The following is a 15,048-nucleotide window of genomic DNA, read 5'->3' as shown; positions in this document are numbered from 1 at the left end:
CGAAGCGATCACCACATAAGTAGTAAGAAAGATACCGATTGCCTAGATTGCTTGGATCTCCATTGCGTGCCCGCTCATTCTCCTTATTTCGTCCACAGGGCAGCACAATCTCATAACGTGCGCTAAATTTCTGTGCATCAAGAGAACCTAAGGTAATCTGCTTTCCCTAGTTTCTCCTGCTACTAGATTATTTTTACGCCGCCAGATTCCCTGAATCAACCATTCCTGAGCATCTAACCTACTATATAGGAAGAAAGAGACTCTCCTCGGAGAGTCTCTTTCTCGCTCATCTAACCCAATTTGATCTTGGCAAATTTGCGTTTGCCAGCCTGAATGACCATTCCATCTGCCAGTTCGATCTGTGCATCGGCCGCATCCACTTTTTCCTCATTGATCTTCACGCCGCCCTGCTGCACCAAACGGCGTGCTTCACCGTTGGACGGAGCCATGCCGAGGTCAACGAGCAATTTGACGACCCACACAGTTCCCGCTTCCACGGTCACTTCCGGGATATCGGTCGGCAATGCGCGCTTTTGGAAGATCGTTTTGAAATTCTCTTCTGCTGCCTGTGCCGCTTCCTCTCCGTGGTACATGCGCACGATCTCGCGGCCCAGACGCATTTTCAAATCGCGCGGGTGCAGTTCGCCGCTAGCAAAACCACGCTTGATCGCTTCCACTTCCTCAGTCGGCAGGTCGGTGACCAACTCGTAGTATTTGGCCATCAGTTCATCAGGAATCGACATCGTCTTGCCGTACATTTCATTTGGCGCCTCGTCGATCCCGATATAGTTGCCAAGCGATTTGGACATTTTTTGCACGCCGTCAAGACCTTCGATCAACGGCATCGTCAAAATGATCTGTTGCTCTTTGCCATATTCTTTTTGCAGCATACGGCCCATCAGCAGATTGAACTTCTGATCGGTGCCGCCTAACTCGACGTCGCATTCTAACGCTACCGAATCATATCCTTGCATCAGCGGGTAGAAGAACTCATGTAGGGAGATCGGTTGCTGCGAATTGTAGCGCTTCTCAAAATCGTCGCGTTCCAGCATCCGCGCAACGGTCGTTTTCGCCGCCAGCCCGATGACGTCCGCAAAATTCATCGGTGCGAGCCACTCCGAATTGTAGCGAATGCTAGTCTTTTGCTGGTCGAGCACTTTGTAGAGTTGTGTGACATACGTTTGCGCATTTTCTTTCACTTGCTCCGGAGTCAGTTGCTTGCGCGTCTCCGATTTGCCGGTCGGGTCACCGATCATCCCGGTGTAGTCACCGATGATGATCGTCACGTGATGGCCGAGGTCTTGAAACTGGCGCATCTTCTGTAGCACGACGGTGTGACCGAGGTGAATATCGGGCGCGGACGGGTCGAGACCTAATTTGATGTGCAGCGGTTTACCTTTGGTCAGCGCTTTCTTCAGTTTCGCTTTCAATTCATCTTCCGGAATGATCTCTACAGCGCCGCGCCGAATCGTCGCCAGTTGGCGATCAATTTCGGCCTGCAACTGCGGATCGAGATTTTGCTCTTGAGTTGTCATGACATTACCCTCCAAATCTTCTGATGAAAACACAAAAAACCCCGTCCCCAATAGGGACGAGGTTTGAACTCGCGGTACCACCCTAAGCAGTTTCAAAAATAGAAACTCCTTCATTGACGTAACGATCACTCGCGCGACCGGCTTGGCATTGCCTCCAAGCGGCTCCGGAGTGTACTTCACGTGATCGGACTGTCCGGTTCACAGCAACCACCGGCTCTCTGCACAATCCTACAAAACGCTACTCGCTCCATCATTGCCTATTTTGTATGAATTTGTCATCCATAGCAGCATATCTTCGAAAATAATACCAGTGCCTAAACGGGATTGTCAAGTCTGCGCAGCCGATCGCCAACAACTCAACCTGTCATTTTCTTGTCCACCGATTGACCTGTGGTATAATAGACAGATAAGGGGGAGGACGCAATTTATGGAAGAGAACAACACCCGAACCGATCAGCACAAAAAGAAACCGAAGAAGAAGAAAAGACGCTGGGTTAAATTCGTCAAAATTTTCTTGTTCATCTTTCTGGCCGTGGCGATCATTGGCGGGGGTGCAGCGGCAGGCTTTGTCGCGTCGCTGGTCAAGAAAGCTCCCGATCTCGATCTGAATGCGATCACAAACATGGCATCCAAGACCAAAGTTTTTGACAGCGAAGGTCAATTTATGTTTGAACTGCAAGGTGACGGCGACCGTGAAATAATCAAATCACTTCAAGATACTTCACCCTATATTGTTGATGCGTTCGTCGCTGCAGAAGACAAAGATTTTTACAAGCATTTCGGCGTCAATCCGTACGCCATCGCCCGTGCAACAGCACAAAACCTGCTCGGTGGTAACATTGTCTCCGGCGCATCGACGATCACGCAGCAAACGATCAAAAATGCGATGTTCCCAGAGCAAGAACGCTCCATCGAACGCAAGGTACAGGAAGCAGCACTGGCGATTCAACTTGAACAGCGCTTGGGCAAAGATGAAATCATGCTTACCTATTTAAATTGGATTTACTTCGGCAAGTCCGGCCCGTCCAATCTGTACGGAATCGAGCGGGCATCCAAAGCGATCTTCGGCATTCCATCCAAAGACCTCAATCTGGCACAGTCCACGGTCTTAGCGGCGTTGCCGAACAATCCGAGTTTATTTAATCCGTATACCAATTTTGAAGCAACCTTAGAGCGCCAAGAGTATATCTTGCAAGGGATGCTTGAAGCGCAATTTATCACTCCACAAGAATATCAGGAAGCCAAGGCGTACGATGTAGGCGCCGACATCACGGCTCAAAAAGAAAAAACGTCAGTCCAAGGCGGCGAGTTTGCCCATCTGGTTGCAGAAGTGGAAACGAGAGCAGCAGGAAAACTGTTCGATACAGGTAAATATGATTCGCTTGACAAAGCGCGCGAAGCACTGTTTCGCGGCGGATATGAAATCCACACCACCATCAACCGCAAGATGCAAAACAAGCTCGACTCTGTGATCGATAATGACCAACTTTATCCGGATAACATCTCCTACACGGTGACCGACAACTCCGGGAAACAGATCGAAGTCGAGAATGCGATGATGCAGTCCGGCGCGACATTGATCGAAAACAAAACGGGCAAAATTCTCAGCATGGCCGGCGGTCGCAAATATGAGATCGACCAAGTCAACCATACGACTCAGCCCCGTCAGCCAGGTTCGACGATGAAGCCGATCGCCGTCTACGGCCCAGCTCTGGAGAAAAAGATGATCGGCTCCGGTAGTGCCATCGACGATGTGCCGATGGTCTGGCCCGATCTAAACGCAGCAGACGGCAAGTATTTTCCGAAAAACTGGGACAGCAAATTCCACGGATTGATGACCGTCCGCACCGCGCTGGAACAGTCCTACAACATTCCGGCATTAAAAGTATTCCATGATCTGACTCCGGCGGTCGGACTTGATTTCCTCCGTCAAATGGGTGTTACCACACTCGAAGATACCGATGCCAACCTCGCCGCTGCCATCGGTGGTCTCTCGCACGGCTTGACCGTCACGGAAGCGACCCACGCCTTTTCAACGCTTCCAAACATGGGCGCTTCATCTGACGCCTACATGATCGAACTGATTAACGATCGCGAAGGCAAATCGATCTATAAACACGAAAGCATCACAACGCAAGTATTCAATCCAAACACCTCGTACATCCTGACCGATATGTTAAAAGACGTTGTGCGCAAAGGTACAGCCTCTGATATCGGTGCGAAGTTCTCTGGCTACGAAGTCGCGGGCAAAACAGGTTCTACCGACGTTGACAAAGACGCTTGGTTTGTCGGCTATACTCCTGACGTGACCCTTGGCATTTGGGCTGGCTATAACATCCCCTATACGTTGCAAAGCGCGTATCAGAAGAACTTGCCCAAGACGTTATGGAGTTCGATCATGACCGACATTTTGCCGATGATCGACAACCGCACCAAAAGCTTCCCTGGCAATCCGGGCGGTGTCCGTCAAGTGACCGTCTGCAGACTCTCCGGGAAAATTCCAACCGAACTCTGCCAAGCGGAGCATACGGTCTCGTCCGAGTTGTTCATCGCGGGTACCGAACCGACTGAGCAATGTGCCGTGCACGTCAAAGCTAAATATTATGAAGTCGGCGACAAGAAATACCTCGCAAAAGACGATACTCCTTCCTATCTGGTCAAAGAGGGAATCTTCATCAAGCGCGAGAAATACACATTGCCGAACAACGACAAGCGCTGGCTGCCGCTCGACCATGAAAAAGAACTGCCGAGCGACAAAGACCCGCGCAGCGGCATCGAGGAACTGGGTACCACTCGCGTTCCGAGCAATGTAAAAATCACCAACACGTCCGACTCCTCCATCTCGATCGCTTGGAACCGTGTAGCAGATGCAAAAAGCTACCTCGTGCTTCGTGCAGACAGTGAAGCCGGTCCTTTCCAGATCGTGAGCGAAGTCAAAGACACGATGTATACCGACACCGCCGTACAAAAAGGCAAGTTGTACGCGTACCGCATCGTCTCGATCGACAAAGAAGGTCTGCAATCCGATCCGAGTCAAACGGTAACCGCCACCCCAGGCGCCGTACAATTGGCACCGCCAACCGGGATTAAAACCCAAGCGGGCACGATGGGCGTGACCGTGCTCTGGCAGCCGGCGCAAGGTGCGACCAGCTATGCGATCTATCGCAGCACCGAACCTGCTGGCTCCTATCAAAAAATCGGCAACAGCAACGGCACCTCATTTGATGATGTCAGCGCCTTGCCAGGTGTGACTTTCTTCTACAAAGTCGCCTCGATCGCTGGCGGTAAAGAATCGAATATGTCCTCAGCTGTACCAGGCGCACTGAACGGCAACGATGGTGAAAACAATCCTGACCAGCCAGTACAGGCTCCCGCTGGGGTAACGGTCACCGACCCGAAATCGGGCAATTCGCTCGTCATCGGTTGGAAGCTATCCAAAGGGGCCGTCTCTTATAAGATCGAACGCAGCACCGATGGAGCAACCTGGGTTGCACTTGGAACGACAAGCGACAACGGATATTTTGACACCGGACTTTCCACCGGTCAAAAATACTTCTACCGTATACTCGCAACCGATGGAAATGGCAAGCAATCTGCCCCTTCTGCCGTCGCGAGCGGCATACCATCACAATAAAAAATCTCCCGACCTATTTCGATAGGTCGGGAGATTTTTCTTATTTCAGCGTGACAACCGTAACCCCGTTACCACCCTCGCCTTCCACACCAAAGCGGAACGATTTGACTTGGCGGTGAGTACGCAAGTATTCTTGCACACCGGTGCGCAAGGCTCCGGTGCCTTTACCATGAATGACATGAATCGTGCTCAAACCGCCCAGCAATGCATCGTCAATGCGTTTATCGATGGCATAGATGCCTTCTTCGACATTGGCTCCCCGCAGATCGAGTTCCAAACTGACCCGCTTGGCCTCCACATTTTTGCGTCCGACGATGGTGCGGGTCGGTTCTTTTTCTGGCGGCAATAGTTCCAGTTGATCCTTTTTCACCTTGGTCTTGATCATGCCGATCTGAACGAGTACCTGATTGCCCTTGATTTCGAGAATGTGACCTTTTTGTCCCAGATGCACCACCGCCACATGGTCGCCCGTTTGCAGCGGACGGTCGGACGGCATTGCTTTCGGCTTTTTCGCTTCCCGTTTGAGCTTCGGCGCTTTGCCTTCCAGCTCTTTGCGCAGTTCGATCAAACGATGCTCCTTGATCTGCCCACGCTCTTCAGCCGCAATGCGACGCAGCTCTTCCACGATCTCCGCCGCGTCCTTTTCTGCTTTTTGTACCGCTTTGCGAGCTTCCTCTTCTGCTCGTTCCATCAGGCGGTCTTTCTGCTGGTAGAACGATTCTTTCTCTTTGTCGAACTCGTCCATCAGCGCTTCCAGATCCCGACGCAACACTTCTGCCTGTTCGCGTTCTTGGTTGGCGATATGCTGATTCTGCTCCAACTTGCGAATCAATTCATCGACCGCCACATCCTCAGTGGTTAAACGCGATTGTGCGAGTTCGATGATTTCGCGACGCAATCCAAGGCGCTCCGAGATCGCAAACGCGTTGGAACGGCCCGGCACCCCGATCAACAGACGGTAAGTAGGGCGCAGACTTTGCACATCAAATTCGACAGAGGCGTTGATCGCATTCGGTTCGTTATACGCATACCCTTTCAACTCCGAATAGTGCGTGGTCGCGACGGTCCGCACCCCGCGCTCTTTCAAGAAGTCGAGAATCGACATCGCGAGCGCCGCGCCTTCGGTCGGATCGGTGCCCGCACCCAATTCGTCAAACAGCACCAGACTGCGGAAATCCACACGATCCAGAATTTTTACGATGTTGGTCATATGTGAAGAGAAGGTCGAAAGCGATTGTTCGATCGACTGCTCATCCCCAATGTCTGCAAATACTTCATCAAAAGTGGACAGAACGCTGTTTTCATCGGTCGGGACGTGCAAACCGGACATCGCCATCAGGGTGAGCAACCCGAACGTTTTCAGGGTCACCGTTTTACCACCCGTGTTCGGGCCTGTGATCACCAGCAGGATAAAATCTTCACCCAAACGTAGATCGGAAGGCACGACCACACTCGGGTCGATCAACGGATGACGGGCACGTTTGACTTTCACGATCCCTTGGTCATTCATCTGGGGTCGCACGGCGCGCAGTTCACGCGCATAGGCGGTCTTGGCAAAAATAAAATCGAGTTCAGCCAGCGCGTCCTGTCCGTCTTGCAGTTCATCTGCATGTTGGCCGACCTGTGCGGACAACTGATGTAAAATGCGCTGCACTTCCCGATCTTCCTTGATCTGCAATTCTTTGAGCGCATTGGCTAAGCGCACCACCGAAGCAGGCTCGATAAAAAGCGTGCTGCCCGATGCCGACTGATCATGAACAATCCCGTCAAAAGAACCGCGATACTCCACCTTCACCGGCACGCAATAGCGCTCATTGCGCTGGGTGATGATCGGGTCTTGCAGCATCTTTTGATAAGCGGGCGTGCGAAGAATCGACTCCAGCTTCTCCTTGATCCGCGCTTGCTGGGCGCGCATCTCCCCACGAATTTTGCGCAAGTCAGCCGAAGCGGTGTCGCGAACCACACCATTGTCATCCACCACTTGGCGAATGTCATCTTCGAGCTGCTTTAGCTCTGGCAGCATTTCCGCAAGCTGCATCATCCCCGGCAATGATTGTTCTTCATTCGTATCCTGCAAAAATTTCTTCAACCTGCGTCCGGCCATGATCGTGTCGGCCGTATCGAGCATCTCCTGAGCGGACAGCATGCCGCCAAGCGCCGCACGGCGAATCAATGAGCGGTTATCATGAATCCCACCAAGCGGGATCAAACCGCGTAAACGGTAGACGGTGACCCCTTCTTCTGTGAGCTGCTGCCCGGCTTCAACCTCGGCCAGATCAGCGGAAGGAGCAAGCTCCTGCGCTCTTGCTTTGCCCAATGACGAACTGGCCAACCGTACAACATGACCGCGTATTTTATCATACTCGAGCACTCGTAGCACTCGTTCATTCATCAATTTCACCCCCGAAATTTCATCTATTATAGCATATCCTTCAAAAAAATGGACATTCTACTGAATACGGAATACATGGAAGACACATCAATGGAAAAGGAGGACGAAGTAGAGATGACAATCCTTGGAACTATTGTCCGCTTTATCGTTTCCGCCTTGGTGTTGATGGTGGTCGGCCTGCTCGTACCAGGCTTTGAGCGCCTGTCGTTCACATCTGCGCTTCTCGCCGCTTTGGTGATTGCCATCATCGGTTGGGTGGTCGAAGCTTTTTTTGGCCGCAACATCTCGCCGTATGGACGCGGCATTGTCGGATTCATCGTCAGTGTTGCTGTCATCTATGTGGCCCAGTGGTTTGTGCCGGGCATGCACGTCACACTGCTAGGTGCCATTCTGGCCTCCCTGGTGATCGGGTTGATCGACCTGTTCATTCCGGGCAACCTGAAAGGCAAAATGATGGGCGGTGGAAAACACAGCGAACGCCGCAACGACTAGCTCTTCCTGCAATGTATTTCGAACGTGAAACGACAGAAAAGCCCTGGAGTATGCTCCAGGGCTTTGTGTCGATACAATCGGATCAGACTGTCGGCAAATCGAGTTTAAAAAACGGAAACTTGATCAAAAGCTCCTGTGCCAATCGCGATCCATCCAGTGCAGCTTGCAGTCCCTCATAAGGTAGCAACGCCAGCACATTGACCAAAACGGCCGCGACGACTACGCCGAGGATCGCCCCCAGCACCAGCCCCGCCAAGCGGTTCATAATCGAGAGCCCTGGCAATTTGGCGATCATGTCGAGCGCGCTGCCGAGCAATTTGATCGCGAAGAAAATCACGAGGAACAGTACGATGAACGCGATGCCGTTGTGCAATTGTGACTCCAAGTTGAGCCCTGGAATCAGTTGCAACGGATGATCGGGCGCAAGTGTTGGCATCGGCACAAACCTAGCGATCACCGGAGCCAAGCTGTCAGTAAAGCTGCGCGCCATGAAAAATGCCACAAACACACCGACCAGCGAAATGATCTGTTTGACCAAGCCATTGCGCAAACCGTTTAACGCTGCCACCACAAGGAAGGCGCCGATCACAAGATCGGTCACTCTTCGCCATCTCCTGGATGAGGTTCGGACTGAGGTTCGAGGACGCGCAGCAGGTCCTCATACTCTTGGCGCAGCTTCAAATATTCGTCTGCAACGTTGACGGCGGCGAGCACCGCGACTCGGTTTAAATCGAGCCGCGGATTCCCTTCGCCGATTTCTTTCATCTTGTGGTCAACGAGCATCGCGACAAGCCGCAGATGTTCGATCGGGGCTTTGCCTTTTATTTGATAGTCTTGGCCGTAAATCACAGCTTTGATCTTGTTCGATTCGTTGGCTTGAAATCCGTTGGGATACTTAGGCAAGGGAATCGCCCCTTTCTGTATTCCCCAAACTCTTCGCCTTCTATGGCAAAAATTCCTTCTCCAATTAGGCACGAAGTTCAGCGTTATACAATTCCTTGAGCGCCTCGAGCACTTTGTCATGCACCGCTGTGACCTCTTCATCGGTCAGCGTGCGTTCCGAGGAACGATACTGCAACGAGTAAGCGATCGATTTTTTCCCTTCTGGCACTTGTGCTCCTTGGTAGAAGTCGAAGATTCGCGCGTTGACCAACAGTTCGCCGCCAGTCGCATAAATGGTATCCAGCAGTTTGCCCGCCGGAACATCAAGATCGACCAGCACCGCGATGTCACGCTCCATGCTCGGGAATTTCGGAAGTGATGCGGTGATTGTGGTCGCACCGTGTTTGGCGGCGAGCAGACGTTCGACATCGAGTTCGAAATAGTAGGTCGGAGCCAGTTCGGCCGCTTCTTCCGCTTCTGGATGCAACCCGCCGACGAAGCCGAGAGTCATCTCGCCTTGGAAGATGCGTGCCGTACGGCCTGGGTGCATGCCCGGCAGTTCGGTGCGCTCATAGCTCACTCCGGTGATGCCAAGGCCGATCAGCAGGTTTTCCACGATGCCTTTCGCGGTGAAAAAGTCAACCGGACGCGCCTTCTCACCCACTCCGATCGGAGAAAAACTTCCCGTGACAAGACCTGCTACGCAAAAGTGTTCCTGCGGCAGTTCCGTGTCGATCTCATGCGGGATGAACACTTTGCCAATCTCGAAGATCGCTAGGTCGTTCTCGCGGCGGTTCCGATTGTATTGCACCACTTCCACCAGCGACGGCAACATGTGCGTGCGCAAAGAGTTGCGATCTTCGGACAGCGGGTGCATCAGCTTCAACTGCTTCTCGTAACCGGCAGTAGCCAGACCGAGTTTTTCAAAATTGGAGATGTTGATCAACGAGTAGGTGACCACCTCGGTCATCCCCGAGTGGATCAGCAATTCGCGTGTGGAACGGCGCAGCTTTTGAATCGGGCTGAGTTGCCCTTGCACGAGCGATCCTTCCGGCAAGGTGACCGGAATTTTGTCATAGCCGTAGACGCGGGCGATCTCTTCGATCAGATCGGCTTCCCGCACCATGTCGGGACGGCGGGTCGGAGCGGTCACCTGATAGGTGCCTTCCACTTTCACATCGGAAACTTCAAAGCCGAGGCGGCGCAAGATCGCGACCATTTCCTCTTCGGCGATCTCAGTGCCGAGCAGTTTGTTGACTCGCTCAGTCCGAAGTGACAAGGTAGTAGGCTCGGCCGCACGTTTTACTACTTCAACCGGATGAGCGGAAATTTCGCCGCCAGCCAGTTCGACGATCAACTCGGCGGCACGCAGCAGAGCATTCGTGACCATGCCTTGATCGATCATGCCTTTTTCAAAACGCTTTTGCGCTTCCGAGTTCAGACCGAGCGTTTTGCCCGTCTTGCGGGTGGTCGCCGGATCGAAGTAGGCCGATTCCAGCACGATGTCTCGGGTCGCTTGATCGACTTCGGAGTTCTCACCGCCCATGACGCCAGCCAGCCCGATCACTTTTTGCGGATCGGCGATGACGAGCATCGAATCGTCGAGGCTGCGCTCAACACCGTCGAGGGTGACATGCTTCTCGCCATCGACCGCTTGACGCACGATGATCGTCTGATCTGCGACTTTGCTCAGGTCAAACGCATGAAGCGGTTGACCCATTTCGAACATCACGAAGTTGGTGGCGTCAACCACGTTGTTGATCGGACGAACGCCGACCGATAACAGCTTGGCTTGCAACCAGAGCGGAGATTCAGCGATCGTCACACCGCGGATCACCTGCGCCGAATATTTGCTGCAGTTTTCCGAGTCGATTTGGACGGTGACAGAAGCGGAGCCTGTGCCTTGCGGACGGTGCTCTTCTTGCAACTTCACTTCGCGTCCGAGCAGTGCTGCCACTTCATACGCGACACCACGGTAGTTGAGCAGGTCGGAACGGTTCGGGGTCAGCTCAAGTTCGAGCACCGTATCGTTCAGATACAGGTATTCGGTGATTTCGGTGCCGATCGGTGCGTCGGACGGCAGAAGATACAGACCTTCCGTTTGATCTTTCGGCAGGAGCTTCACATCCAGACCGATCTCTTTAGCTGAGCAGAGCATACCTTGCGATTCTACGCCGCGCAGTTTTGCCCTTTTGATTTTGAAATCGCCCGGCAGTTCAGCACCAATCACCGCGACCGGAACTTTTTGGCCTGGTGCCACATTCGGTGCACCGCAGACGATTTGCAGATGTTCGCCCGTGCCTGCATCGATCGTACACACGCGGAGCTTGTCGGCGTTTTCATGTTGGCGCGTCTCTAAGACGTGGCCGATGACGACACCTTTGACCCCAAGGTTGAGCGGGGTGAACTCTTCGACCGGAACGCCAGCGTCGGTGAGCAGTGCTCCCACCTGCTCCGGGGTAAGATCGTCAATTTCTACATATTCACGAAGCCATTGATAGCTGATTTTCATTGATTTTCCCTCCTGCTATACCCGAGACTTGAACTGCGACATCAGGCGCACATCGTTGGTATAGAAATGGCGGATGTCTTCGATGCCGTAGCGGCGCATTGCAATCCGCTCAACGCCCATGCCAAATGCAAATCCGGTAAACTCTTCCGGATCATACCCGGCCATCTCCAGCACGTTCGGGTGTACCATGCCTGCGCCCAAAATTTCGATCCAACCCGTTTGCTTACAGATGCGGCAACCTTCGCCCCCACAAGAGTAGCAAGTGACATCGACTTCGGTCGAAGGTTCGGTGAACGGGAAGTAAGAAGGACGCATGCGGATCGACACATCGCTGCCGAAAATCTGTTGGGTGAATGTGGTCAGGATGCCTTTCAGATCGCTCATGCGGATGTTGCGGTCCACGACGAGCCCTTCGATCTGCATGAACACATGAGAGTGTGTCGCGTCATCATCATCGCGACGGTACACGCGCCCTGGCGCGATGATGCGCACCGGCTGTGGCGACGTTTCCCCACGCTGCTTGGCAGCTTCGACGTTGGCGCGGAGGACGCGACCTTGCACCGGAGAGGTTTGGGTGCGCAACAACATGTCTTCCGAAATGTAGAAGGTGTCTTGCATATCGCGAGCCGGGTGGTTTTTCGGCACGTTGAGTGCGCCAAAGTTGTTGTAGTCCGTCTCCACTTCCGGGCCTTCTGCGATTTGGAAACCGAGGCCCAAGAAGATCTCTTCCGCCTCGCGGATCAGACGGTTGAGCGGATGTTCGCTGCCCAACGGAAGCGCGCGGCCTGGGAGCGTGACATCGATCGTCTCTTCGCGCAACCGCTTTTCACGTTCCGCGCGTCGGAGCGCCTCTTCTTTCGTTTCGAGCGCCTGTTCCAGCGCTTCACGAACTTCGTTGACCATCGCCCCGATGACCGGACGCTCTTCGGCGCTCAAGTCTTTCATCCCGCGCAAGGCGGCGGTCAGTTCACCTTTTTTCCCGAGGTAGGTCGCTTTCCAATCCCCGAGCTGTTGCAGCGTTGACTGCTCTTTCAGCTTTTCCAGCGCTTGTTCTTTCAGCATGACAAGCTGTTCTTTCATCGTGGTTCCCTCCTGCACTCGATTCCAAAAATAAAAAAGACCTTCATCCAACAAGGGACGAAAGGTCTTCGCGGTACCACCCTATTTGAGCATGGGAAAAACACTCCATGACTCCACTTCGTTGAAAGGTAACGGCAGACTGCTGCCGGCTCACCCTACGCAAGTTTAGAAAAACTGTTCAGGCAAGCAGCTACGGAGTGAACTTCGGCGGTCTGTGCTCGCGTGAGAATGCTTTCAGTCTATGACATTCTCTCCCTGAACGCTTCCAGAGTCGCTTACTCTCTCCATCATCGCTGTTTAGATTTAGATTGTGCTGTTAATTACATAGTATAGTACAGGAAAAAACGCTTTGCAACCAAAATGGTCTAATTTAGCCTCGTTCCACTCGATTGACGAACATCGCGTGATAGAAAATCTCAAACCCAGCGACGAGCAGACCGACAAACCAAGCGAACGTCCAAGACACGCTCATGCCGGAGAGAAAATAGTTTCCTGCATAGACGATCAGCGTGGCCATCAGCAAATCGACGGCAACGGCAACAATCGAATTGATGGCCCGCGGAATGATCAAATCGATGACATACCCTAGCACCGCGACGATCAAACCGAGGAGCAGCGCGTGCAGAAAATTCATCTTGCCCCAGAGCGGGAAAAACAGCGCGATAAAATACATCGCTACGATCGTCGAGCCCAATTTCACCACAAACGCCAGCAGATGTCGGTTCACTGCAAACACCCCCATAGACACAGTTTGTCCCCCACTGACCCAAACCATGCAAGCGGTGCTTAGACCTGCTTAGACCTGCTTAGACCTGCTTACCTGCTTACCTGCTTACCTGCTTACCTGCTTACCTGCTTACCTGCTTACCTGCTTACCTGCTTACCTGCTGACTGCTGACTGCTGACTGCCACATGCCACATGCCACATGCCACATGCCACTCGGCACTTCTCTGCACGTCTACACCACGTAAAAAGGCACCCCTTCGAGTGCCTAGCGCTTACTCTTACTTTGTGCGTTGACGAAGTGCCTCATAGAGCATGACAGACGACGCGATCGCCGCATTCAATGACTCTGCTTGTCCTGGCATTGGCAGAGCGATGCTGTGATCGACGAGGTCGGCGATACCAGCGCTCAGTCCGTGCGCTTCAGAACCGATGACCAGCGCCGTGCCGATCGTGAAGTCATGCTGGAAGACGGTCTTGTCGGCATCGGTCGTCGTGCCGACGACACGGACGCCTTGGCGTTTCATGGCCGGCAGAAACAACTCGAGGTCAACTTCGAACAGCGGAAGATGATACATCGAACCCATCGTCGAACGGACCACCTTTGGGTTGTACAAATCGACGCAGGTTTTGCCAAGAAACACGCCTGTCGCCCCGACCGCATCGGCCGTGCGAATCATCGTGCCGAGATTGCCCGGATCTTGAATGCCATCCAGAACCAAATACAGCGGGTCGGTCTTGTTTTCCAAAAAGTCGTGCGGATCGCCAATCGTTTGACGAAGCACCGCAATCACGCCTTGAGGAGTCTTCGTGTCCGACACATGCTCCATCACCTGCTCGGTCACTTCGTAAACCTGGATGTTCTGTGAAGCCACGCCGTTGACGATCTTGTCATAACGGCCCGACTGCAAATCCCCGCTTACCAAAATCGCTTCGATCGGCGCGCCGGACGCCAGCGCATCTTCGACCAGACGGACGCCTTCCGCAATGTATAATCCCGTTTGCGTACGGTATTTTTTCTGCTTCAAAGCAGCCCAGTCTTTCACTCGGTTGTTCTTCACCGAAGTAATCTGTTCAAATCTCATCAGAATCTCTTCACCCTTTTATCGATTTTGATCCAGCTCATCTAAATCGTCATTCTTCCCGACCACGACCAAAACATCCCCTTCATGCAGCAGGTCGGTCGCAATCGGGGAGATGTTGATGTCTTTGCCATGCTTGATCGCCATGACGTTAACCCCATAGCGGCGGCGCAAATCGAGTTGCTCCAACGACTTGCCGATAAATTTGGCCGGTGCCTGCAACTCGTAGATCGAGTAATCTGGCGCCAGTTCGATGTAATCCAAAATGTTCGGCGAAATCAAGTTGTGTGCGACCCGATACCCCATGTCGCGTTCCGGATAGACCACTTTGTCCGCTCCGATCTTCTCCAGCACTTTGCCGTGCAGTTCATCTTGCGCCTTGACGACAAGAAACCGCACGCCAAGTTCTTTCAAGATCAACGTGGTCAAAATGCTGTTTTTCACATCGTTGCCGATCGCGACGATCACCACGTCAAAATTGCGAATCCCGATCGATTTCAACGCGTTTTCATCGGTCGAATCGGCCGTCACCGCATGTGTGACCAAATCTGCGATGTCTTGAATACGGTCCTCGTCCGAATCGATGCCGAGCACATCACAACCCATATCATAAAGCGTGCGCGCCACAGAAGTACCGAATCGACCTAAGCCGACCACCGCAAATTGCTTTGCCATTTTGTCTCCTCCTTTCCAAAATCAGCCACGTTCTGAAACT

The 15,048-nt window shown here is 53.0% G+C and carries 11 protein-coding genes and 2 other annotated features; of the genes, 2 read left to right on the top strand and 9 right to left on the bottom strand.

Translation table 11 applies throughout. The features are described 5' to 3' along the window. Positions 1-290: 290 nt before the first annotated feature. Positions 291-1,535, bottom strand: a complete 1,245-nt coding sequence (gene tyrS, locus CIG75_RS06050) for a tyrosine--tRNA ligase (protein ID WP_157729415.1) — start codon at positions 1,533-1,535, stop codon at positions 291-293. A gap of 49 nt (positions 1,536-1,584) precedes the next feature. Beyond that, positions 1,585-1,798: a binding site (T-box leader), on the bottom strand. Between the two features lie 164 nt (positions 1,799-1,962). On the opposite strand from tyrS, the gene CIG75_RS06045 reads away from it, so the two are divergent. Continuing rightward, positions 1,963-5,169 carry a transglycosylase domain-containing protein gene (locus tag CIG75_RS06045; RefSeq protein ID WP_094235848.1) on the top strand — a complete coding sequence of 1,069 codons (3,207 nt, stop codon included), beginning with the start codon at positions 1,963-1,965 and terminating at the stop codon, positions 5,167-5,169. Positions 5,170-5,209: 40 nt separating this feature from the next. On the opposite strand, the gene CIG75_RS06040 is transcribed toward CIG75_RS06045, so the two are convergent. Then, the gene (locus CIG75_RS06040) at positions 5,210-7,561 is read right to left on the bottom strand and encodes an endonuclease MutS2 (protein ID WP_094235847.1); all 2,352 of its coding nucleotides are present in this window, start codon (positions 7,559-7,561) and stop codon (positions 5,210-5,212) included. Between the two features lie 114 nt (positions 7,562-7,675). On the opposite strand from CIG75_RS06040, the gene CIG75_RS06035 reads away from it, so the two are divergent. After that, the gene (locus CIG75_RS06035; protein WP_094238351.1) at positions 7,676-8,053 is read left to right on the top strand and encodes a phage holin family protein; all 378 of its coding nucleotides are present in this window, start codon (positions 7,676-7,678) and stop codon (positions 8,051-8,053) included. Between the two features lie 82 nt (positions 8,054-8,135). On the opposite strand, the gene CIG75_RS06030 is transcribed toward CIG75_RS06035, so the two are convergent. The 7 genes from CIG75_RS06030 to CIG75_RS06000 all read right to left on the bottom strand — a co-directional run bounded on the left by CIG75_RS06030 (position 8,136) and on the right by CIG75_RS06000 (position 15,008). Then, positions 8,136-8,654, bottom strand: a complete 519-nt coding sequence (locus tag CIG75_RS06030; protein WP_094235846.1) for a CvpA family protein — start codon at positions 8,652-8,654, stop codon at positions 8,136-8,138. Then, on the bottom strand, positions 8,651-8,956 hold the full coding sequence (gene zapA, locus CIG75_RS06025; protein ID WP_227874372.1) for a cell division protein ZapA: 306 nt from the start codon (positions 8,954-8,956) through the stop codon (positions 8,651-8,653). Before zapA ends, CIG75_RS06030 begins: the two co-directional genes overlap by 4 nt. Before the next feature lie 64 nt (positions 8,957-9,020). After that, positions 9,021-11,447 carry a phenylalanine--tRNA ligase subunit beta gene (pheT, locus tag CIG75_RS06020; RefSeq protein WP_094235844.1) on the bottom strand — a complete coding sequence of 809 codons (2,427 nt, stop codon included), beginning with the start codon at positions 11,445-11,447 and terminating at the stop codon, positions 9,021-9,023. Between the two features lie 15 nt (positions 11,448-11,462). After that, positions 11,463-12,527 (bottom strand): phenylalanine--tRNA ligase subunit alpha, encoded by a 1,065-nt coding sequence (gene pheS / locus CIG75_RS06015; protein WP_094235843.1) that lies wholly within the window; start codon positions 12,525-12,527, stop codon positions 11,463-11,465. Positions 12,528-12,577: 50 nt separating this feature from the next. Further along, positions 12,578-12,827: a binding site (T-box leader), on the bottom strand. Positions 12,828-12,897: 70 nt separating this feature from the next. Continuing rightward, positions 12,898-13,254, bottom strand: a complete 357-nt coding sequence (locus tag CIG75_RS06010) for a DUF2512 family protein (RefSeq protein ID WP_157729414.1) — start codon at positions 13,252-13,254, stop codon at positions 12,898-12,900. Between the two features lie 278 nt (positions 13,255-13,532). Beyond that, positions 13,533-14,336, bottom strand: a complete 804-nt coding sequence (locus CIG75_RS06005; RefSeq protein ID WP_094235841.1) for a TrmH family RNA methyltransferase — start codon at positions 14,334-14,336, stop codon at positions 13,533-13,535. 18 nt (positions 14,337-14,354) lie between these two features. Then, positions 14,355-15,008 (bottom strand): potassium channel family protein, encoded by a 654-nt coding sequence (locus CIG75_RS06000; protein ID WP_094235840.1) that lies wholly within the window; start codon positions 15,006-15,008, stop codon positions 14,355-14,357. Positions 15,009-15,048 lie beyond the last annotated feature (40 nt).

The organism is Tumebacillus algifaecis, from assembly GCF_002243515.1.
GTDB classification, from domain to species: domain Bacteria; phylum Bacillota; class Bacilli; order Tumebacillales; family Tumebacillaceae; genus Tumebacillus_A; species Tumebacillus_A algifaecis.
Note: the sequence above shows the minus strand (reverse complement) of the source record. Positions and strands in the feature narration are given on the sequence as shown.